At 63.0% G+C, this 20,715-nt stretch carries 24 protein-coding genes and 3 tRNA genes; 15 read left to right on the top strand and 12 right to left on the bottom strand.

Annotated elements, in window-relative coordinates:
* Positions 1–121: 121 nt before the first annotated feature.
* Positions 122–1,297, bottom strand: a complete 1,176-nt coding sequence (gene tuf / locus AC0L2L_RS22240) for an elongation factor Tu (protein WP_473581206.1) — start codon at positions 1,295–1,297, stop codon at positions 122–124.
* A gap of 225 nt (positions 1,298–1,522) precedes the next feature.
* Between tuf and AC0L2L_RS22235 the strand changes: the two genes are divergently transcribed.
* The gene (locus tag AC0L2L_RS22235; protein ID WP_473581205.1) at positions 1,523–2,410 is read left to right on the top strand and encodes a DMT family transporter; all 888 of its coding nucleotides are present in this window, start codon (positions 1,523–1,525) and stop codon (positions 2,408–2,410) included.
* Between the two features lie 73 nt (positions 2,411–2,483).
* Here the strand turns inward: AC0L2L_RS22235 and AC0L2L_RS22230 are convergent, their stop codons facing one another.
* Complete coding sequence (locus AC0L2L_RS22230) at positions 2,484–2,741, bottom strand: GlsB/YeaQ/YmgE family stress response membrane protein (protein WP_027170387.1); 258 nt, start codon at positions 2,739–2,741, stop codon at positions 2,484–2,486.
* A 128-nt stretch (positions 2,742–2,869) separates the two neighbouring features.
* Here AC0L2L_RS22230 and AC0L2L_RS22225 point away from each other — a divergent pair, with 128 nt between their 5' ends.
* On the top strand, positions 2,870–3,325 hold the full coding sequence (locus AC0L2L_RS22225; protein ID WP_027170388.1) for a YidB family protein: 456 nt from the start codon (positions 2,870–2,872) through the stop codon (positions 3,323–3,325).
* Positions 3,326–3,416: 91 nt separating this feature from the next.
* Here the strand turns inward: AC0L2L_RS22225 and AC0L2L_RS22220 are convergent.
* Positions 3,417–3,490: transfer RNA gene (locus AC0L2L_RS22220), tRNA-Gly, on the bottom strand.
* Positions 3,491–3,577: 87 nt separating this feature from the next.
* Positions 3,578–3,662: transfer RNA gene (locus tag AC0L2L_RS22215), tRNA-Tyr, on the bottom strand.
* Between the two features lie 198 nt (positions 3,663–3,860).
* Here AC0L2L_RS22215 and AC0L2L_RS22210 point away from each other — a divergent pair.
* The gene (locus tag AC0L2L_RS22210; protein ID WP_473581203.1) at positions 3,861–4,715 is read left to right on the top strand and encodes a TrmH family RNA methyltransferase; all 855 of its coding nucleotides are present in this window, start codon (positions 3,861–3,863) and stop codon (positions 4,713–4,715) included.
* 118 nt (positions 4,716–4,833) lie between these two features.
* Here AC0L2L_RS22210 and AC0L2L_RS22205 read toward each other — a convergent pair whose 3' ends face one another.
* From AC0L2L_RS22205 to gcl, 3 genes are all read right to left on the bottom strand, one after another.
* The gene (locus AC0L2L_RS22205) at positions 4,834–5,721 is read right to left on the bottom strand and encodes a 2-hydroxy-3-oxopropionate reductase (protein WP_473581201.1); all 888 of its coding nucleotides are present in this window, start codon (positions 5,719–5,721) and stop codon (positions 4,834–4,836) included.
* A gap of 225 nt (positions 5,722–5,946) precedes the next feature.
* On the bottom strand, positions 5,947–6,744 hold the full coding sequence (gene otnI / locus AC0L2L_RS22200; RefSeq protein WP_473581200.1) for a 2-oxo-tetronate isomerase: 798 nt from the start codon (positions 6,742–6,744) through the stop codon (positions 5,947–5,949).
* A gap of 27 nt (positions 6,745–6,771) precedes the next feature.
* Positions 6,772–8,553 (bottom strand): glyoxylate carboligase, encoded by a 1,782-nt coding sequence (gene gcl, locus AC0L2L_RS22195; RefSeq protein ID WP_473581198.1) that lies wholly within the window; start codon positions 8,551–8,553, stop codon positions 6,772–6,774.
* A 203-nt stretch (positions 8,554–8,756) separates the two neighbouring features.
* Between gcl and bhcR the strand changes: the two genes are divergently transcribed.
* A complete protein-coding gene (gene bhcR / locus AC0L2L_RS22190; RefSeq protein WP_473581196.1) occupies positions 8,757–9,575 on the top strand; it encodes an HTH-type transcriptional regulator BhcR in 819 nt (272 codons plus the stop codon).
* A gap of 3 nt (positions 9,576–9,578) precedes the next feature.
* On the opposite strand, the gene AC0L2L_RS22185 is transcribed toward bhcR, so the two are convergent.
* Positions 9,579–9,938, bottom strand: a complete 360-nt coding sequence (locus tag AC0L2L_RS22185; RefSeq protein ID WP_473581194.1) for a hypothetical protein — start codon at positions 9,936–9,938, stop codon at positions 9,579–9,581.
* A gap of 165 nt (positions 9,939–10,103) precedes the next feature.
* Here AC0L2L_RS22185 and AC0L2L_RS22180 point away from each other — a divergent pair, with 165 nt between their 5' ends.
* The gene (locus AC0L2L_RS22180; RefSeq protein WP_473581192.1) at positions 10,104–10,466 is read left to right on the top strand and encodes a hypothetical protein; all 363 of its coding nucleotides are present in this window, start codon (positions 10,104–10,106) and stop codon (positions 10,464–10,466) included.
* A gap of 113 nt (positions 10,467–10,579) precedes the next feature.
* Here AC0L2L_RS22180 and AC0L2L_RS22175 read toward each other — a convergent pair whose 3' ends face one another.
* From AC0L2L_RS22175 to AC0L2L_RS22165, 3 genes are all read right to left on the bottom strand, one after another.
* Positions 10,580–10,891, bottom strand: coding sequence for a BA14K family protein (locus tag AC0L2L_RS22175; RefSeq protein ID WP_473581190.1), 312 nt, complete (start codon positions 10,889–10,891; stop codon positions 10,580–10,582).
* A gap of 206 nt (positions 10,892–11,097) precedes the next feature.
* The gene (locus AC0L2L_RS22170; protein WP_473581188.1) at positions 11,098–11,298 is read right to left on the bottom strand and encodes a hypothetical protein; all 201 of its coding nucleotides are present in this window, start codon (positions 11,296–11,298) and stop codon (positions 11,098–11,100) included.
* 135 nt (positions 11,299–11,433) lie between these two features.
* On the bottom strand, positions 11,434–11,601 hold the full coding sequence (locus tag AC0L2L_RS22165; RefSeq protein WP_473581186.1) for a hypothetical protein: 168 nt from the start codon (positions 11,599–11,601) through the stop codon (positions 11,434–11,436).
* A 150-nt stretch (positions 11,602–11,751) separates the two neighbouring features.
* Here AC0L2L_RS22165 and AC0L2L_RS22160 point away from each other — a divergent pair.
* From AC0L2L_RS22160 to AC0L2L_RS22150, 3 genes are all read left to right on the top strand, one after another.
* Positions 11,752–11,827 (top strand) — tRNA-Thr (locus AC0L2L_RS22160).
* A 177-nt stretch (positions 11,828–12,004) separates the two neighbouring features.
* Positions 12,005–12,166: a hypothetical protein gene (locus AC0L2L_RS22155; protein WP_473581184.1), complete on the top strand. Its 162-nt coding sequence runs from the start codon at positions 12,005–12,007 to the stop codon at positions 12,164–12,166.
* A 7-nt stretch (positions 12,167–12,173) separates the two neighbouring features.
* Positions 12,174–12,341, top strand: coding sequence for a hypothetical protein (locus tag AC0L2L_RS22150; protein ID WP_473581182.1), 168 nt, complete (start codon positions 12,174–12,176; stop codon positions 12,339–12,341).
* 66 nt (positions 12,342–12,407) lie between these two features.
* Here the strand turns inward: AC0L2L_RS22150 and AC0L2L_RS22145 are convergent, their stop codons facing one another.
* Positions 12,408–13,022, bottom strand: coding sequence for a TetR/AcrR family transcriptional regulator (locus AC0L2L_RS22145; protein WP_473581180.1), 615 nt, complete (start codon positions 13,020–13,022; stop codon positions 12,408–12,410).
* A gap of 92 nt (positions 13,023–13,114) precedes the next feature.
* On the opposite strand from AC0L2L_RS22145, the gene AC0L2L_RS22140 reads away from it, so the two are divergent.
* The 7 genes from AC0L2L_RS22140 (at position 13,115) to AC0L2L_RS22110 (ending at position 20,711) form a co-directional block, all read left to right on the top strand.
* Positions 13,115–14,197, top strand: a complete 1,083-nt coding sequence (locus AC0L2L_RS22140; protein ID WP_473581178.1) for a polyamine ABC transporter substrate-binding protein — start codon at positions 13,115–13,117, stop codon at positions 14,195–14,197.
* A gap of 8 nt (positions 14,198–14,205) precedes the next feature.
* Entirely contained in the window at positions 14,206–15,051 is an 846-nt protein-coding gene (locus tag AC0L2L_RS22135) for an ABC transporter permease (protein ID WP_473581177.1), read from the top strand.
* Positions 15,027–15,836, top strand: coding sequence for an ABC transporter permease (locus AC0L2L_RS22130; RefSeq protein ID WP_473581175.1), 810 nt, complete (start codon positions 15,027–15,029; stop codon positions 15,834–15,836). Before AC0L2L_RS22135 ends, AC0L2L_RS22130 begins: the two co-directional genes overlap by 25 nt.
* Positions 15,833–16,897: an ABC transporter ATP-binding protein gene (locus tag AC0L2L_RS22125; protein WP_473581173.1), complete on the top strand. Its 1,065-nt coding sequence runs from the start codon at positions 15,833–15,835 to the stop codon at positions 16,895–16,897. The genes AC0L2L_RS22130 and AC0L2L_RS22125 overlap by 4 nt, the downstream gene beginning before the upstream one ends.
* A gap of 2 nt (positions 16,898–16,899) precedes the next feature.
* Complete coding sequence (locus AC0L2L_RS22120) at positions 16,900–17,658, top strand: MBL fold metallo-hydrolase (protein WP_473581171.1); 759 nt, start codon at positions 16,900–16,902, stop codon at positions 17,656–17,658.
* 446 nt (positions 17,659–18,104) lie between these two features.
* A complete protein-coding gene (locus AC0L2L_RS22115) occupies positions 18,105–18,878 on the top strand; it encodes an NAD kinase (protein ID WP_473581169.1) in 774 nt (257 codons plus the stop codon).
* Between the two features lie 291 nt (positions 18,879–19,169).
* Positions 19,170–20,711, top strand: a complete 1,542-nt coding sequence (locus tag AC0L2L_RS22110) for a DEAD/DEAH box helicase (RefSeq protein WP_473581167.1) — start codon at positions 19,170–19,172, stop codon at positions 20,709–20,711.
* The last annotated feature ends 4 nt before the right edge of the window (positions 20,712–20,715 follow it).

Raw genomic sequence — 20,715 nt, 5'->3', positions numbered from 1 at the left:
ATACTAGTTGCGGCGACGGTGGTTGCAACAGAATTGAAAAGGCCCCGCGCAACACTGTTTCCGAAACAAAAAGGGCGGCCCGAAGACCGCCCTTTCCTTGAACCGGCAACAGCCGGATCGATTATTCTGTGATGGTGACGACGATACCGGCACCGACGGTGCGGCCGCCTTCGCGGATGGCGAAGCGCAGCTTCTCTTCCATCGCGATCGGCACGATCAGCTCGACGTCGACGGTGATGTTGTCGCCAGGCATGACCATCTCGGTGCCGGCCGGCAGCGTCACGATGCCCGTCACGTCCGTGGTGCGGAAGTAGAACTGCGGACGGTAGTTGGTGAAGAACGGCGTGTGACGGCCGCCTTCGTCCTTGGTCAGGATGTAGGCTTCGGCCACGAACTTCTTGTGCGGCTTGACCGTGCCGGGCTTGGCCAGGACCTGGCCGCGCTCGACACCTTCACGGTCGACGCCGCGCAGCAGCGCGCCGATGTTGTCGCCGGCCTGGCCCTGGTCGAGCAGCTTGCGGAACATCTCAACGCCCGTGCAGGTCGTCTTGGTGGTCGGACGGATGCCGACGATTTCCAGCTCCTCGCCGACCTTGACCACGCCGCGCTCGACGCGGCCGGTCACAACCGTGCCGCGGCCCGAGATCGAGAACACGTCCTCGATCGGCATCAGGAACGGCTTGTCCAGCGGACGAACCGGCGTCGGGATATAGGCGTCGACCTGAGCCATCAGCTCGCGGATGGCGTCCTCGCCGATGGTCTTGTTGGTGTCTTCCAACGCCGCCAGCGCCGAGCCCTTGACGATCGGAATGTCGTCGCCGGGGAACTCGTTCTTCGACAGAAGCTCGCGAACCTCGAGCTCGACCAGCTCGAGCAGCTCGGCGTCATCGACCTGGTCGACCTTGTTCAAGAACACCACGATCGAGGGAACGCCGACCTGGCGGGCCAAAAGGATGTGCTCGCGGGTCTGCGGCATCGGGCCGTCGGCGGCCGAAACCACCAGGATCGCGCCGTCCATCTGCGCGGCACCGGTGATCATGTTCTTCACATAGTCGGCGTGGCCGGGGCAGTCGACATGGGCATAGTGACGGTTGGCCGTCTCATACTCGACATGCGCCGTCGAGATCGTGATGCCGCGCGCCTTCTCTTCGGGTGCTGCGTCGATCTGGTCATAGCGCTTGTATTCGCCAAAATACTTCGTGATCGCCGCCGTCAGCGACGTCTTGCCATGATCGACGTGACCGATCGTGCCAATGTTCACATGCGGCTTGGTGCGCTCGAATTTACCTTTTGCCATAGTCTCTTTCCTTGGACGGCCTTGACCTTCAGTTCAATCGAATGCGGGGCGATTAGCGACAACGGCTGAAAAACACAAGTACCTTGTGGCTGAGCGGATTCCCGCCCGACCCGAACCAACGGTCGATTTCAGGGATATGGCGCCGATATAGGGACGCCGTGCATGAAATCAAAGGCTCCGGGCTGGCCCATTGCCGCCGCGACGTCGCTCTGATTTTGTCGCCGGATGCAGTTCATTCCGGCACACATCCGCGGTCCGCTGTTCATGATCGTCTCGACGGGGTCCTACCTCGTCAACGACACGATGATGAAGCTCGCGACCAGCGGGCTGCCGCCCTATGAAGTGCTGTTGCTGCGCGGCGCGGCCGCGACGCTGTGGGGCGTGCCGCTGCTTCTATTGCTGGGCTATGCCAGGCAGGTCCCGCTGCTCTTCGAGCGCAAGGTGCTGCGCCGCAACCTTTTCGAGCTTCTGGCGATCCTCTGCTACGTCGTCGCTTTGGCCAACATGCAGATCGCGGATTCGACGGCGCTCGGGCAGGTCACGCCGCTCATCGTGCTGGTCGGCTCCTCGATGCTGTTCGGCGAAAAGATCGGCGCCACGCGCATGGCGCTGATCGGTCTCGGCTTTATCGGGGCGCTTATGGTGGCGCAACCGACCATGCAGGGCATTTCGGTCTATGCCCTGCTGGCGCTTGGCAATGCGGCCTTCGCGGCGGTGCGCGACCTCGCCGGCCGCAAGGTGGGCGCCGAGGTGCCCGGCATGATCGTCGCCATCTCCGCTGTGGTGGTGGTGCTGGTCGGCTCTGGCGCGGCGCACCTTGTCTCGGAGCAATGGGTGATGCCCGAGGGACGTCATCTCATCCTGATTGCCGGCGCCGGCCTTTTCCTGATCTTCGGCCATTTCTTCATCTTCATGGCCTACAGGGTCGGGCCGACAAGCGCTGTCGCGCCTTTCTATTACTGCTTCACCGTCTGGGCGGTCATTTCGGGGCTGCTGGTGTTCGGGCAGTTTCCGAATGCGCTCGCCGTCTGCGGCATATTGCTGGTGATGGCCAGCGGTCTCGCGATCGTCTCGCTCGATGAAAGAAGGCGCCGGCTGGCCATGGTCGCCTGACGGCATGAACCCAGCGCAGGCCGACCCCGACGGATCGACCTTCCACAGCCGGACGACTACAGCTTCCTCGGCTCTACAGCGTGCGCTTGCCGGAAATCTGGTGATAGGCCCAGAGCACGACGACCGAGCCGATGACGGCCACGATCAGGCTCCAGATGTTGAGGCCGGTGACGCCCGATGCGCCGAAGGCACTGAAAATCACGCCGCCGACGATGGCGCCGACAATACCGAGCACGATATCCATGATCATGCCCTGACCGGTCTTGTTGACGATCTTGCTGCCGATGAACCCGGCGACGATGCCGAGAATGATCCAGCTGATGATGCCCATAATTCCCTCCAAATCCCCGCCCGCGCCATCATGTTCATATGATTGTCAAAAGCTCAAGGCAGCTTGAAATTCCGCCCGTTTGCGCCATTCTGGCGCCGGGCGGACTTGGCTGGACAAGGAGATCCACGATGGGCCTTTTCGACAATGCCGTTCCGGGCGGCAATATCACCAAACCCCTGATGATCGCGCTCGGCGCGCTGCTGGTCGGCAAGATGCTGAGCGGCAGGAGCGAAGAACCGGCCGCGCCGCAAGCGCCGGCGCCGACCCCTGCGGGAACCGACACGTCCGCCGATGGCGGCCTGCTCGGCGGCCTCGGTGGGCTGCTCGACAAGCTGAAGAATGCCGGCCATGGCAATGTCGCCGATTCCTGGGTCGGCACCGGACAGAACCAGCCGATCAACGCCAATGATCTCGGCGCCGCGATCGGTCCGCAGGTCATCCGCGAGATCGCGCAGCGCACCGGCCTCAACGAGCAGGAACTCCTGCAGCAGCTCTCCGCGGCGCTGCCCGGCATCGTCGACAAGCTGACACCGAACGGCCAGGTCCCGCAGAACCATCAGGTCGCGTCGGCTTTCAACAGCTAAGCAACTGGACGAAACGAAAGCGCTGCGCGCCAAGGCGCGCGGCGCTTTCGCGAGAAAGACAATCAGTCAGGAAATCTGGGTGGCGGAAATCTGGAGCGGGTAGCGGGAATCGAACCCGCATATTCAGCTTGGAAGGCTGCTGCTCTACCACTGAGCTATACCCGCGCCTTACACTGAAGTACCGGATTCACCCGAAAAGCGCCATGCACTTTCGGTCCGAGACTTTTCGTTTCAGGGCTTCCGGGCCGGCAGTGGTGGAGAGGGTTGGATTCGAACCAACGTAGGCTAAGCCAACGGATTTACAGTCCGTCCCCTTTAACCACTCGGGCACCTCTCCAGTCTGCCGCCGGAGCCATGCAACGAGGCATTCGCGCCGATCCGGAACCCGAGCAGGATCTTCTCCGAAATCAGCGAAGCGCCTTATGGCGGCAAGGCCGGTGGGTGTCAACCGGCGTGGCCACGGTTTTTCGAGGATGTTCGGCATTCATTGCCGCAGGCCATATCCTTAGCCGGACGAGGCCGCTATAGAGGCCCAATGAGCGACGATCAAAGCAACAAGCCCGGCACGCGCAAGGACACCCACTACGCCAAACTGCGGCGCGCCCACCGCGACCAGAAGGCCGGCGCGCCAGCCTTTCGGCCGCGCCAGCCGGTGCCGCCGGGTGACGCGGCTGCCGACGGACTGGTGCGGCTTTACGGGCTGCACACGGTGCGGGCGGCGCTCGACAATCCGCGACGCAAGATCAGAAGAATGCTGGTGACCCGCAATGCCGCCGAGCGGCTGGCGATCGCCGATCTCGCCGCCCTGCCCTTCAAGGCCGAATTGGTCGAACCGAAAGACATCGACAGGATCACCGGGTCTGACGCCGTGCACCAAGGCGTGCTGATCGAGGCCGAGCCGCTCAGGCCGAAGCGTCTCGACGCGCTTGGCGATACAAGGCTGGTGCTGGTGCTCGATCAGGTGACGGACCCGCACAATGTCGGCGCGATCCTGCGTTCCGCGGTCGCTTTCGGCGCCGGCGCGCTGATCACCACCGCCCGCCACAGCCCGCAGGAATCCGGTGTGCTGGCCAAATCGGCCTCCGGCGCGCTGGAACACATCGACCAGATCGAGGTGAAGAACCTCGCTGACGCGCTGGAACAGTTGCACGAGGCCGGCTTCCAGACCATCGGGCTCGATTCCGAAGGACCGGCCGAGCTCGAAAAGACCTTCGACGGCGCGAAAATCGCGCTGGTGCTGGGCGCGGAAGGCAAAGGGCTGCGCCAGAAGACCCGCGAGACGGTTGCCGCGCTCGCCCGTCTCGACATTCCCGGCGCCATCCACTCGCTCAACGTGTCGAATGCGGCGGCGATCAGCCTTTACGCGGCGAGGAAGTTTCTAGGGCAGTAAGGGAGTAGGGCAATAAGGCAGTAGGGATCCGAACGGCTGTTGAATAAGCAAGCCCTACTGCCCTACTGCCCTACTGCCCTACTGCCCTACTGCCCTACTGCCCTACTGCCCTACTGCCCTACTGCCCTACCTCATGCCCCGCCATCCGCTCCAGCGCTCTTACCAGCGCCGAGTGATCTTCCTTTGCCCCGCCATTAGCGGCGCAGGAATTGAACAGCTGCTGCGTGGTCGAGGTGTTGGGCAGCGACACACCTAGCGCCTTGGCGCCTTCCAGCGCGAGGTTGAGGTCCTTCTGGTGCAATTCGATGCGGAAGCCCGGCGCGAAACTGCGCTTGATCATACGCTCGCCATGCACTTCGAGGATGCGCGAGGCGGCGAGCCCGCCCATCAACGCCTGCCTGACCTTGGCCGGATCGGCGCCGGCCTTCGAGGCAAAGACGAGAGCTTCGCCCACGGCCTCAATTGTGAGCGCCACCACGATCTGGTTGGCGACCTTGGTGGTCTGGCCGACGCCGTTCGGCCCGACCAGCGTGATGTTCTTGCCCATCTTCTCGAATACCGGCCTGGCGCGTTCGAACGCCGGATCCTCGCCACCGACCATGATGGTGAGCGAAGCCGCCTTGGCGCCGACCTCGCCGCCCGACACCGGCGCGTCGAGATAATCGCAGCCGAGCTCGTTGATTTTTTTGGCGAATTCCTTGGTGGCAATCGGCGAGATCGAGCTCATGTCGACGACGAGCTTGCTCTTGGACAGGCCGGACGCGACGCCGTTTTCGCCGAACAGCACGTCGGCCACCTGCGGTGTATCCGGCACCATGGTGATGATGATGTCGGCGGCCTTGGCCACGGCATTGTGGCCGGTGACGGTCTTCAGCCCCTTGGCGACGAGGTCAGGCGACGGCTTGGAGCGATGGTCGCTGGCGACGACCGAGTAGCCGGCGTCGAGCAAGTGCCCCGCCATCGGCGCGCCCATGATGCCGAGGCCGATGAAGCCGATGGTTTCCATTGATGTTCTCCGTCTTCTTGTTGGGCCGCGTTCTGTCGCGCCCCCCTCTGGCCTGCCGGCCATCTCCCCCACAGGTGGGGAGATTGGCCGCTTCGGCGCCTCGCTCACTCCTACGGCGTTGGAGAATGGCGAAAGCCGTGATGACATCCAATCTCCCTCCTTGTGGGGGAGATGGCCGGCAGGCCAGAGGGGGGCGCGAAGGAACGCGACCTCAATGTGCAATAGCTAGGCCGCCGCGCTGCCCTGCCCGGCGAACCCACGAAACCAGCCCAGCCCCGCTTCCGTCCCGGCTTTCGGCTTGTATTCGGCGCCAATCCAACCGGAATAGCCGAGGCGGTCGATGTGGTCGTAGAGGTAAGGATAGTTGATCTCGCCCGTCCCCGGCTCGTGACGGCCGGGATTGTCCGCAAGCTGGATATGCGCGATGCGGCCGAGGTTTGCCTCGATGGTACGGGCGAGATCCCCCTCCATGATCTGCATGTGATAGATGTCGTATTGCAGGAACAGGTTCTTCGAGCCGATGCGGTCGATCAGCGCCAGCGCCTGGTCGGAATAGTTCAGGAAGAAGCCGGGGATGTCGCGGGTGTTGATCGGCTCGATCAGCAGCCTGATGCCGGCCTGCTCCAGCTTCTCGGCCGCGAAGGCGAGGTTTTCGGCAAAGACGTTTTCCAACACGGTGCGATCCGCACCCTGCGGCGCGATGCCGGCCAGGCAGTTGACCTGCTCGCAGCCCAGCGCGTGGGCATAAGAGATCGCCTTGGCGACGCCCTGGCGGAATTCCGGGACGCGGTCGGGCAGCACGGCGATACCGCGCTCGCCCTTTGCCCAGTCGCCGGCCGGCAGGTTGAAGAGAACCTGGGTCAGGCCATTCTTCTTCAGGCGCGCCGCGACGACGTCCGGCGCATGATCATAGGGGCCAATATATTCGACGCCCTTGAAGCCGGCGCGGGCGGCGGCATCGAAGCGGTCGAGGAACTCATGCTCGCCGAAGAGCATCGACAGATTGGCTGAAAAACGCGGCATTCCTTTTCTCCTTCTCTGCGCCGGACCCTAATCCAACATGACGATCGCGGTCGGCGCATCTTCATGGCTTTCGGCAAGGTCCTCGAATTCGGTGATCTTGTCGATTTCCGTGCCCATGGAAATGTTGGTGACGCGCTCGAGGATGAATTCGAGAACGACCGGAACCTGGTGCTCCTTCATCAGCCGCTGCGCCTGCTTGAAGGCGCCGGCGAACTCCTCGGGCTTGCGCACCCGGACCGCCTTGCAGCCCATCGCCTCGGCGACCGCGACATGGTCGACGCCGTAGCCCGCCTCCGGATCGCCTGCACGGTTGACGTTCTCGAAGGCAAGGCTCACCTCGTAATCCATCGAGAAGCCGCGCTGCGCCTGGCGTATCAGGCCGAGATAGGCGTTGTTCACGACGACGTGGATGTAGGGCAGCTTGTGCTGCGCGCCGACGGCCAACTCCTCGATCATGAACTGGAAGTCATAGTCGCCGGAGAGCGCGACGATATCCCGGTCCGGATCGGCGGCACGCACGCCGAGCGCCGCCGGCAGCGTCCAACCGAGCGGGCCGGCCTGGCCGCAATTGATCCAGTTGCGCGGCTTATAGACATGCAGGAACTGCGCGCCCGCGATCTGCGAGAGGCCGATCGTGGTGACATAGGTGGTGTCGCGGCCGAAAGCCTTGTTCATTTCCTCATAGACGCGCTGCGGCTTGAGCGGCACCTGCTCGAAATGCGTCTTGCGCTTCATCGTCTTCTTGCGCTGCTGGCATTCCCTGGCCCAGCCGGACCAGTCGCGCAGCTTGCCGGCCGTGCGCCATTCGGTGGCGACGTCGAGCAGGATCTTGAGCGCGGCGCCCGCGTCCGAGACGACGCCGAGATCCGGCGCGAAGACGCGGCCTATCTGGGTGGGCTCGATGTCGACATGGATGAACTTCTTGCCCTTGGTATAGACATCGATGGAACCGGTATGGCGGTTGGCCCAGCGGTTGCCGATGCCGAAGACGAAGTCGGCTTCAAGCATCGTCGCGTTGCCGTAGCGGTGCGAGGTCTGCAGCCCGCACATGCCGGCCATCAGCCGGTGGTCGTCGGGGATCGCGCCCCAGCCCATCAAGGTCGGGATGACCGGCACGCCGGTGATCTCGGCAAATTCGATCAACAAATCGGACGCATCGGCGTTGATGATGCCGCCGCCGGCGACGATCAGCGGCTTCTCCGCCTGGTTGAGCATCGCCAGCGCCTTTTCGGCCTGGACGCGTGTCATCGCCGGTTTGAAGGGAGCCAGCGGCTCATAGGCGTCGATGTCGAATTCGATCTCGGCAAGTTGCACGTCGACCGGCAGGTCGATCAGCACCGGGCCTGGCCGCGAGGAGCGCATCAGGTGGAACGCCTTCTGCAGCGCCATCGGCACCAGATAGGGCTCCATGACGGTCACTGCCCATTTGGCCACGGGGGCCGCTATCGAAGTGATGTCGACGGCCTGGAAATCCTCCTTGTTGAGGCGCGCGCGGGGAGCTTGGCCAGTTATGCACAAGATCGGAATGGAATCCGCCGAGGCCGAATAGAGGCCGGTGATCATATCGGTGCCGGCCGGACCGGAAGTGCCGATGCACAATCCGATGTTCCCTGCCTTGGCCCGCGTAAAACCTTCGGCCATGTGCGAGGCGCCCTCGACATGGCGTGCAAGCACATGGCGGATGGTGCCGCGCGCCTTCAGCGCCGAATAAAGCGGGTTGATCGCCGCGCCCGGCACGCCGAAGGCGTTGGTGATGCCTTCCTTTTCGAGAACGAGAACCGCCGCGTCGATAGCGCGCATCCTGGCCATAGCAAGCCTCCATTTCGTTGGTTGGCTTGAGAATGCCAGCGCGCTTTCGATTTTTCAATTTTTTCAGAATATTTTTTCATTTCTAGAAAACGGTTCTTGGCCGCTGATTTCTTTGCGCTTTTTGTTTTCCAGAAAAGCCCGCTAGAAAATCCGTGAAAAACTTTTTCATTGCATCCGACGCCAAATCGGCGAGGATGCCGTGTATGGAAACGACGGAAAAACGCCAGCGCGGCCGGCCGCGCGCCTTCAACGGTCCGTCCGAAGCGGCCTCGGTGCAGTCGCTCGACCGGGCGCTGCGCATCCTGGCGATCGTAGCGGAAGCCAGCGGCCTGTCGCTCAGCGAGATCGCGGCGCAAAGCGGCATTGCCGCCTCCACCGCCTATCGCATGCTGACGACGCTGGAGAACCACGGCATGGTCGAGTTCGATACGACCGACCAGCTGTGGTCCGTCGGCGTCGAGACCTACCGCATGGGCGCGGCCTTCCTGCGCCGGCGCAAGCTGGTCGACCGAGCCCGCATCGTCATGCAGGAGCTCATGGAAAAGACTGGCGAGACCGCCAATCTCGGCGTCGCCGAGGACGATTGCGTCGTTTTCGTCAGCCAGGTCGAGACGCATCAGGCGATCCGCGCCTTCTTCCGGCCGGGCACGCGCAGCCCCTTCCATGCCTCGGGCATCGGCAAGGCGGTGCTGGCACATCTCGAGCCGGAACGGGTCGCGATCATCCTGCGCAAGGCAGGCCTGCAGCGCTACACGGACAAGACGCTGTCGGATATCTCGGCGCTCGCCCATGACCTTGCCACCATCAAGCATCGCGGCTGGTCGGTCGACGACGAGGAACGCCACCCCGGCATGCGCTGCGTGGCCGCTGCCATCTTCGACGAGTATGGCGAGCCGATCGGCGGCGTTTCGGTGTCCGGCCCGACGGTGCGGGTCACGCCCGAGCGACTGGCCGAGATCGGTCCGCTGGTGCGCGACGCGGCGGCCGAAGTGACGAAGATGATCGGCGGCGCGAAGGCTTAAGCGCTACGATGCGCCGGGCAGCGCGCTCCTGGCCGCGATGTCGAAGAAATCGAGCAGGATCGCGCCACCGACGCCACAGGCCGTGAAGACCAGGCCGGTAATGAAAATCCGGTTGGCGCGCGCATGGATCGAACGCTGCAACGATTTCGTGTCGAGCAGTATGGCCAGCGCCCGCATCTGCAGGGCGATGCCGACCAGGATCGGCACCACGGCAAGCAAATGGTAGGTCTGCCAGGGGATGGGGTTCGCCGCCCAATGCGTGATGAAGCCCAGCGAGAAGGCCAGCAGGATGCCGACGGTGGTGACCGTGCCATTGCGAAAAACCGGCTCGATCAGGTCTTCTTTAGGATCCCGCTCGTCCAAGCCACCCTCCCCTCGATTGGCGTCAAAGCCAGACTAAACGCTGGCAAATTCGCTGTACACCTTCACGTGGACTTGGTCGCCTTGCGGCCGCGCTGGAATGCATGCGAAAGGGCACGGATGCGGAAAACTGTTCAGCTCCTGTCTGCCGTTTCGCTCTGCGGATGCGTGGCGACGCCGCCACTCGAGCGCAGCGGCAGCCAACGCGTCGATCCCATTCCGATCTCGCTGGCCCTGGAGGAGATCATCACCGCCGGCGTCCGCCAGCACCTGAGGAACCCCATCGCTGCCAAGTTCGGAACAATGCTTGCCGGAGAGCGCACATTGGGCGGCCGCCACGAGATCGTGGTGTGCGGCTATGTGGACGACGAAAGCGCGGCCAGTGGTGGCGACGGCAACGAGCCTTTCATCGGCAAGATCTACCCTGACAACGGCAACAGTTTCGAACTCGTGGCGATAGATGACGCCTCAGTTGGCGCCGCCTGCCGCATGGCGGGACTGGCGATGCCCGATCCCAAGCCTCATCGTTAGAACGGCTGCGGCAGAACATTGCCCGCTTCGGATCAAGCGGAAGCGCTGACGTTGAAACGCAAGAAAAGGGGCTGCGGACAGCCCCACTTTCCTGTCGTTGGTTCGGCTCCTCCTTAAAGCCTGCAATAGCGCGGGCCGTCATAGCTCATATAGGTGTCGGAGCGTTCATCGTAGCTGGCGTAGCGAGCATAGCAGCGGCGGACGTGGATCGAGTCGTAGCCGTCTTCCTCGACATAGACGGTGCGGGGCTGCTGCTGGGCAAGCAGGCTGCCGAGCACGAAGCCACCGACGCCGGCGGCGATGCCGATGCCGAGCTCGCGGCGGTGATGATGGCCGTGGGCGGCCGAAGGTTGGACGGTGCCGACGAGCGAGCCGGCAGCGACGGTGGTGGCGATGAGGCCGAAAACGATGGTGCGCTTGAACATGACGATCTCTCCTTGGTTTCAGTGGAGAGGCGAACCATCCGCCTCTTGATCATGGGTCGCCGCGGCCCGGAAAAAGGTTCGAAGGTTTTTCGAGATTTTTTTGCCGGCCGTTCGTGGTCGCGCTTTTTTGAGCTGGCGACCGAACCATCCCTGAAAAGCAAAAGGGCGGCCGTTGGGCCGCCCTTCGAAGACGATTGGTCTTCTCGTCAAAGGAAGATGATCACCTTGCCGTGGTGATGCTGATGGTGGTTGTGGTGCCACCACCACCAAGGCGTGCCGTGATGATTGTGATGATGATTGTGGTGGTGATGATGGCCATGAGCCGAGGATGTTTCGACCGTAGCGGCGAGCGCGCCGGTGGCAACGAAGACGGCGACGATGCCTGAGGTAAGGGTACGCTTCAACATGATGATCTCCTGGATCCTTGATCGAGGCGACCATTCGCCTCTCGGGAGATCAGTCGTGGTAAAGCAGCAAAAGGTTCGAGGGTTTTCGACTGAGTGGTAGGTAGTTCACGCCGGTTGGCGACCCTACTCACTCCTTCATCCCATTCCCGTGACATGCCGCAGCCAGAAGGCAAGCGCGATGAAGCCGACAAAGGTGGCGACGCCGGTCCAGTCGATGTTGGCCTTCTTCAGATCGCTGATAGCCTTCACCAGCAGAAGCCAGGTCACGACGATGAGCGGCAGGATGATGACGAATCTGATCATGCGGCACCCGTTCGATGCGATTGCACCTGACGAACATGTAGGAAGCGCCTCGCCGCATTTCAGCATGCCGGCTAAGCCAGGCAATCCATTAGCAATCCAAAACGGAGTTTTGTCTTTACTGGCGCACGAAATGTGCTACCGGAGCGCCGTGCCCTTGTAGCTCAGCTGGTAGAGCAGCGGTTTTGTAAACCGAAGGTCGCGGGTTCGATTCCTGCCGGGGGCACCAGAAAATCATACACTGATGCTGCAATATCCAGCCGCCCAACAGGCGAACCTTTGCGCTTGGATAAGGTTTTCGGTCGTCTAGCCAGCGTATATTAGAAACCTCTTGTATTTCAAGAGTTGCGGGCAGATAGTATCGGCCGGGGCTTTGAGGGAGGTTCCGATGCGATGGCCTCTTGTCGTGATCACGCTGTTTGTTGGCTTCATCCTTTGGGACCGCTTTGAAAATGACGGCGCATATACCGCCGATGTCGAGCGGAGTTTCCGCGAGGCATCCTTGGAAATGCCTGGGGGGTGGAAGCCACCCACAATCACCTTCAACCGCGATCCGCTGAAGCACTGAAGTTGGCATGATGCAACTCAACATCGGCGCCGACCAAGCCGACCGTTGGCGGGAGGATTTACGGCGTGCGCGGCGGCGGCGCGCCCTTTGGTTCACACGCAGTGCAATGATTTGGGTGTTGATCGTGGCGGCGATCACGATTGCATCGACGCTGATCGCTTTGAAAGGCCTTTAGCTCGAAGAAATCCGGCGCCCGGGCTGTCCACCGGGCCGGTCCGATCTTGGCGTGACCGGTCCGTCATCACACCCCGATCGCCGCCACCAGAATCCGGTTCTGCCTTCGTATCGCCGCCCTCAGCTCGGGTATCTTCGCCTCGTCGCGTTTCACGAACTCGATGAACATCATGTTCATGTTGTTGAAGATGAGCTCGCCGACCGCCGGTCCGTCGATGTCGGAGCGCACCAGGCCGATCTCCTGCAGCCGCGTGATCAGCGCACTGATCTGCTTGGTCAGTTCCCGGTCGAGCCCGGTATAGGCCTGGCCGAAGGGGCTGTCGGGCAATTGCGTCGAGATCGCCATCGCCTGCCGCCACATCTCCTTGCTGAGATAATTCAGCGAGTGCTCGATGTAGATGCCGATCAGCGTGTCGAGCGCGTCGCCGACATTGGCCGGCGGGTTGGCAACCACCCCTCGCCCGGCATTCAGCACCTCGTTGACTTCCAACGCGACGATGGCGCCGAGGATATCGCCCTTGTTCTGGTAGTAGTTGTAGATGGTGCCGATCGAGACCTCGGCCTGCGCGGCGATCGCCTCGATCTTGGCGCCCTCATAGCCGGCTTCTCGGAAAAGCCCGGTCGCCGCATCGATGATGCGCCGGTGCCGGTCCGCCTTCTGCCGCTCGCGCAATCCGCTCATATCGCCTCTCTGCCACAAAATCATAATTGACTCAATTTTAGAATTGGTTCAACTTTTCTCCCAACAAGCCAGCAAGGCAGGGAGAACACTCGATGACCGTCAATGCCCGGACTCCGCTTTCCACCCTGAAGTCTCATCTTTCGGCCGCCTGCGCGGCCGCGGCGCTGCTCATCGCGGCCGGCGGCGCTCAGGCCGCCGATCTCAACGCGCTGATCTGGTGCGATCACTCCGATCCGGCGCTGCTGCAGCCCTTCGAGGAGGCCAACAACGTCAAGGTCAACGTCAAGGAGTTCGAAGGCACCGGCGCGGGGCTGGCGATCGTCGACCAGTCGCAGCCGGGCGACTGGGACGTGATGGTGATCGATTCCATCGATGTGCCGCGCGGCGTCGAAAAGGGCCTGTTCGAGCCGCTTCCCGAAGACAAATTGCCCTTCGCCGACCTGTTCGCGGAAGTGAAGATGGACAAGTCCACCGTCGTCGACGGCAAGCGCTACGGCATCACCGAAAAGTTCGGCTACAACACGATCGGCTTCAACAAGACCAAGGTGGATCCGGCCGACATGCAGTCCTTGGCGTCGCTGACCAGCGACAAATACAAGGGCAAGGTCGCGATCTACGATTACTACCTGCCGGTGATCGGCATGGCGGCTTTGGCGATCGGCAAGAAGACCGCCGACCTCACCGAGGCCGACCTGCCCGCGCTCAAGGCCGAGCTGCTCAAGATGAAGGCCAACGCCAAGCTGGTCGGCGAGGTCACCGCCAGCCAGACCGCCTTGGCCACAGGCGAGGTCGATATCCTGGTCGGCGGCGGCGAATGGGTGACGGCCGGCCTTGCCAAGGAAAACCCGGCGCTCGACTTCTCGATCCCTAAGGAAGGCGCCGTGCTGTGGTCGCAGTCGCTCGCCATGTTCAAGGATTCCAAGAACAAGGACATGGCGCTGAAATTCATCCAGTACATCATGAGCCCGGAGGGACAGGCGCGGCTTGCCACCTCGTCCTGCTATTGGGGCATGCCGGCGAACAAGAAGGCGGCGCTGACCGACGACCAGAAGAAGATCCTGCGCTTCGACGAGCAGCCGGGCTTCCTCGCCCGCGCCCAGGCCTATCCGGCGCCGAACGCCGATCTCGACAAGAAGATGCAGGATATGTGGACCGAGATGCTGCAGGCGCAGTAGATCGGCCGATGGCGTTCACGGGAAGCAATTCGCGTGCCCTGCCCTGGGCGCTGGTTACGCCGGCGCTGGCATGGACGCTTTTCTTCTTCGTGCTGCCCTTCATCGCCATGGGGCTGTCCAGCCTGACGGCGCATGAAGGCGGCGCATTCACGCTGGCCAACTACAGCCAGTTCTTCACCGATCCGTCCTACTGGCGCGCGATGGTGAACTCGCTGGAGGTGACGGGAACCGTCACCGTCGTCTCGATCCTGCTCGCCTACCCCTTTGCCTGGATCCTCGCCGAGATGGTGCCGCAACGCTGGCAGCGCCTGGCGCTGATGGCGGCCGTGCTGCCGTTCTGGACGTCCTATGTCGTGCGCTCCTATTCCTGGCTGCTGGTGCTGGCGCAGAACGGCGTCGTCAACCGGGCGCTGACCGGCATTGGCCTGATCGGCGAGCCGCTACAGCTCGCCAATACGCGTTTCGCCACCGTCACCGGCTTCGTACATTTCTTCGTCATGCTTTTGACACTGACGATCTTCGCCAACCTCAAGCAGCTCAGCCCAAGCTACCGCAAGGCGGCGGCCGACCTCGGCGCCGGGCCTATCCGCACCTTCCTGCATGTCGTGCTGCCGCTGACCTTGCCGGGGATCATGGTCGGCGCCTTCCTCACCTTCGTGCTGTGCATCGGCGACTACATCACGCCGCAGATCCTCGGCGGCAACAACGAACTGGTCATGCCGCAACTGGTGATGATGCAGATCGGCCGGCGCGGCGATTTCCCGCTGGCCTCGGCGCTGTCGATCATCCTGATGGCCGTCGTCACCATTGCATACGTCGCCTGCGCGCGATGGCTGAAGATCGAGCGGGCCTGACCATGCGCGCCATCATCCGCTTCACCGCCTGGGCCTACGCAATCGCGATTTATGGCTTCATCTTCCTGCCGGTGGTCGTGCTGGTGCTGTTTTCGCTGCAGGCCACCTCCTTCCCGATCCCGCCTTTCACCGGCCCGTCGCTGCGCTGGTACCAGGCGGTGCTTTCCGACGCGCGGCTGACCTCGGCGCTGGTCAACTCGCTGCTGGTGGCGGTGTTGTCCTCGCTCGCTTCCGTCACGCTCGGCTTCCTCTCGGCCTGGGGTTTCGCGCGCTTCGTGCTGCCGGGCTCGGCGCTGCTGCGCGGGCTGATCACGCTGCCGCTCACCGTCAGCTATCTCATCATCGGCATGGGCCTGCTGGTGCTGTTCAACTGGGCCGGCGTGCCGAAGTCGCTGCTTGCTGCCGGCATCGGCCATGTCGTGATCAACCTGCCGCTCTGCTTCGCCATCATCTACAGCCAGATGGGCGACCACCAGATCAACATCGAGCGCGCCGCGCGCGACCTCGGTGCGGCCGAGTGGAAGGTATTGCTGATGATCACTGTGCCGGTGATGGCGCCGGCGATCTTTGCCGGTTTCTTCCTGTCGATGACCTTCTCCTGGGACGAGTTCGTCATCTCCTTCCTGCTCACCCGTTTCGAGACGACGCTGCCGGTGGAGATCTGGAACCTCCTGCGCTCCGGCCTCAATCCCAAGACCAATGCCGTCGGCTCGCTGGTGTTCGCCGTCTCCGTAGTCCTGGTGGTTTTTTTCGAACTGACACTGTTGCGGAGAAAGACGGCATGAGCGCGCCTTTGGTCGATATCCGCAACGTCTCGCACCGCTTCGGCCAGCTTGCGGTGTTGAAGAATGTCTCGCTGGCGATCGAGCCCGGCAGCTACACGATCCTGCTCGGACCCTCGGGTTCAGGCAAGACGACGCTGCTTTCCATCCTCGGCGGCTTCGTCACGCCCAGTGAAGGCAAGGTGTTCATTCGCGGCGTGGATTGCACCGCCGTGCCGCCGGCCAAGCGCCCGACGACGACGGTCTTCCAAGACTACGCGCTGTTTCCGCATATGAGCGTCGGCGGCAATGTCGGCTTCGGGCTGCGCATGCAAGGTGTCGACGGTGCTACCCGGGCGGCGAAGGCGCGCGACGCGCTGTCTCTCGTCGGGTTGGCGGCCGCCTTCGACAAGAAGCCGCATCAGCTCTCCGGCGGACAGCGCCAGCGCGTGGCGCTGGCCCGCGCGCTGGTCATCGAACCGGCGGTGCTGCTGCTCGACGAGCCGCTCGGCGCGCTGGATCTCAAGCTGCGCCGGCAGATGCAGGACGAGCTGAAGGCGATCCAGAAGCGTGTCGGCACCGCCTTCATCCATGTCACCCACGACCAGGAAGAAGCGATGGCGCTGGCCGACCATTGCGTGGTGATGAACGACGGCCGTATCGAGGACGAAGGCCCGCCCGAACGGGTCTATGCGCGGCCGAAGACGCGCTTTTCCGCGACCTTCATGGGCGAGAGCACGATCCTTTCCGGCACCGTGGCGGAGGCGAAGAACGGCATCGTCACGGCCTCGACCCCGGTTGGGCCGGTTTCAATGCCCGGCGCATCGCCTGCCGGCGCCCATGTCGCTCTCGCCATCCGGCCGGAGCACCTGATCCTGGGCGAAGCGAAGGGCGATGTCGCGCTCGGCATGGCCAAGGTCGGCGATGTCGTCTTCCAGGGCAGCTTTAAACGCGTGCTGGCCGCCTCGACGCTGGATCCCGCACTGCAATTCATCGCCAAGGCTCCCGCTTCCGCCGCCGTTCGGGCAGGCGACACAATCGTGGTTTCGTGCAACGCTCAAGACATCATCCTGCTGGCGGATTGAGCATGAGCACGCTTGCGATCATCGAAGCTCCGGACTGGTACGAAACCATCCGCATGGGCGACGATATCACGCTCATCCACGAGCCATGGATAAAACCGTTCTTCCGCTGCAACATCTGGCATGTGCGCGGCCGTGACCGCGACCTGTTGTTCGACACCGGCCTCGGTCATTTCAGCCTGAGACGCCATGTGCCGCTGGTGACCGAGCGCAAGCTTACCTGCGTCGCCAGCCACACGCATTTCGACCATATCGGCTGCCACCACGAGTTTCCCGATCGCTGCGTGCATTCGGCTGAGGCCGCAATCCTCGCCGATCCACGCAACGAATGGACGGTCGCGGACCGCTACGCCAATGAAGAGATGTTCGACGGCATGCCGCAGGGCTGGGACACGGCGCGCTACCGCATCCTGCCCGCTCCGGCCGGCCGGCTGCTCGAGCACGGCGACATCGTCGATCTCGGCGACCGCTTTTTCGAGGTCATCCACACGCCTGGTCATTCCCCGGGCGGCATCGCGCTTTACGAGAGCAAGACCGGCATCCTGCTGTCAGGCGACATCGTCTATGACGGGCCGTTGATCGACGACGTCTATCATTCCGATATCGACGATTATGTCGGGACGCTGATTGCCATGCGCGAACTCGACGTCTCGGTCGTGCATGGCGGCCATTTTCCGAGCTTCGGCAAGGTGCGCTACCGGCAACTCATCGACAAGTATGTCGCGGGCAAGCGCAAGCCAGGCTGTCACCTGCAGGGCGGCTGAGCGAGCGGAAAAGCGAAACCTACAGCGTCTACAGCGCCCTTTGCGGACAAAGGGTTCCGGTGGCGTCGCCGCAACGGGAAGCCGTCGGCTGCGGCCGCTGGCTCGTCTCTTCCGAATGACGCACCAGCTCGGCGAACATGAGCGCGAAACTTCCCATCATCAGGAAGACTATGATTAGACGCGTTACCGGCAATAGACAGGTCTCTCGACTGGCCAGCCCCCGCTAACCCATCCACTGTCGGCTAACATGATCGATCCGGCTTTACGAGTGTTTAAGCCTCGTCTTAACCATAGCGACCATCACATTCGTGTCGCGGCTGTCACGAAGCGCGATTGTGACACCAGCGATCCCGCCGGCAGCGCGAGATCCCGCCCTTCACAGACACGGGCGGCGCATGCTACCCCGTCGCCGGAGCGGCCCCGCAGATGGTCGCCCCCCGGGAGCCATGAGCAAAGCCGCCAGCCGTTTCGCCTTCGTCTCTTCCGACACCGATGACGCCCGCGCCGCGCTGGAAAGCCTGTCGGCGCGCTATGGGCAGATGCCTGTCGCTGAGGCCGAGATCATCATCGCGCTTGGCGGCGACGGTTTTCTTCTGCAGACGCTGCGCGAGACGATGAGCACGGGCAAGAAGATCTACGGCATGAACCGTGGCACCATCGGCTTCCTTATGAATGAGTATCGCGCCGGCGGCCTTGAAGAACGCATCTCCGCTGCGGTCGCCGAGACGATCCGGCCGCTCGAAATGGTGGCGGTCACGCATGATGGCGAGTCCGTATCGGCGCCGGCCATCAACGAGGTGGCGTTGTGGCGCCAGTCCTACCAGACGGCGAAGATCCGGATCACCGTCGACGGCCAGGTGCGGCTGGAGGAGCTGAATTGCGACGGCGTGATGATCGCCACGCCCGCCGGTTCCACCGCCTACAATCTGTCGGCGCACGGGCCGATCCTGCCGCTCGACGCGCCGCTCCTGGCGCTGACGCCGGTCAGTCCGTTCCGCCCGCGGCGCTGGCGCGGCGCGCTGCTTTCCAACAAGGCGACCATACGCTTCGACATCCTGGAAGCCGAAAAGCGCCCGGTGAATGCCGCCGCCGACCATACCGAGGTCAAGGCGGTGGCCTCCGTCACCGTGCGGGAATCGCCGACGGCGACGGCAACTTTGCTGTTCGATCCGAACCATTCATGGAACGAACGCATCCTTGCCGAGCAATTCCGCTACTGAGCCGGCGCAAAGATACTGTTTCGATCAACGCATGTCGCCCAAAACCGCGCAGCGGTTGGGAACACGGCATGCATCAAGCGAGATTTAAAAAGCGCGCAGCCTGATTCCGTTTCAACGCGACGCGCTTTAAGCATCGCGATTAAGGTTACGTCTTCACAATCGCCGGATTCCCGCCCGTTTCTGTTGACAAATCGCGGACTTGCGCCTAACTGCAACCGCAACCTTGCAGGTGCGCGGCGCCTGCCGCAACACGCGTTGCGATTTCCCGAACCAGCCAAAGACATCAAACACTTGTCCTCAGACACCACGACCGCTCAAGAAGCGTTGACCTTTTCGGACCTCGGCCTGTCGCCGAAAGTCCTTTCCGCAGTCACCGATGCCGGCTACACCCAGCCGACGCCGATCCAGGCGGGCGCCATCCCGCATGCGCTGCTCGGCAAGGATATTCTGGGCATCGCCCAGACCGGCACGGGCAAAACCGCGTCCTTCGTGCTGCCTATGCTGACCCGCCTCGAAAAAGGCCGGGCCCGCGCACGTATGCCGCGCACGCTGATCCTCGAGCCGACGCGCGAGCTCGCCGCGCAGGTCGAAGAGAACTTCATCCGATACGGCAAGAACCACAAGCTCAACATCGCGCTGTTGATCGGCGGCGTCTCCTTCGACGAGCAGGACAAGAAGCTTGAGCGTGGCGCCGACGTGCTGATCGCAACGCCTGGCCGCCTGCTCGACCACCGCGAGCGCGGCAAGCTTCTGCTCAATGGCGTCGAAATCCTCGTCATCGACGAAGCCGACCGCATGCTGGACATGGGCTTCATTCCCGACATCGAGCGCATCTGCGAGATGATCCCGTTCACGCGCCAGACGCTGTTCTTCTCGGCGACGATGCCGCCGGAGATCACCAAGCTCACCGAGAAATTCCTGCATGCGCCGGTCCGCGTCGAGGTTTCCAAGGCTGCGTCCGCCGCGACCAACATCATCCAGCGGCTGGTGAAGTCGGGCGCGAAGCCGTGGGACAAGCGCGAGACGCTGCGCAACCTGATAAAGGCCGAAGACGCGGACCTGAAGAACGCAATCATCTTCTGCAACCGCAAGGTCGAGGTGTCGGAGCTGTTCCGCTCACTCTTGAAGCATGATTTCGACGCCGGTGCACTGCATGGCGACATGGACCAGCGCGCGCGCATGCAGATGCTTGCCAATTTCCGCGACGGCAAGCTGCGTTATCTCGTTGCCTCCGACGTCGCCGCGCGCGGCCTCGACATTCCCGATGTCAGCCACGTCTTCAACTACGACGTGCCGATCCATGCCGAGGACTATGTCCACCGCATCGGCCGCACCGGCCGCGCCGGACGCTCCGGCAAGTCGTTCACCATCGCCACCCGTTCCGACACCAAATATGTCGACGCCATCGAGCGGCTGATCGGCACCAAGATCGAATGGCATGACGGCGACCTGTCGACCGTAACCGAAAGCGAGGGCGAGGAGGCGCCGCGCCGTGGCCGCGGCGCGCCGCGTCGCGCCGGCCGCAAGGACGAGGACCGCAAGGACCGGGGCGAGCGCAAGAAGGACCGTCATCCGAAGCGCGACGAAACGCCCGAGACCGTGAGTGACGAGCAGCCTGTCGCCGAAGTGGCCGATATTGCCGAACGCCGCGCCCGCAAGGACGCGATCCGTTCCGAGAACGAACGCAAGGGCCCGAGCAACCGCCACGAGCAGCGCGGCGACGCCCGGCCGCAGCGCGACCGGCCCGGCCGCCATCGTCAGGAAGAAGACGACGCGACCGTCGGCTTCGGCGACGACATGCCGGCTTTCATGCGGATCGTCGCGAAGGTCTGATCTC

Source organism: Mesorhizobium sp. WSM4832, from assembly GCF_055811115.1.
This window is presented reverse-complemented; position numbering and strand designations above follow the sequence as displayed.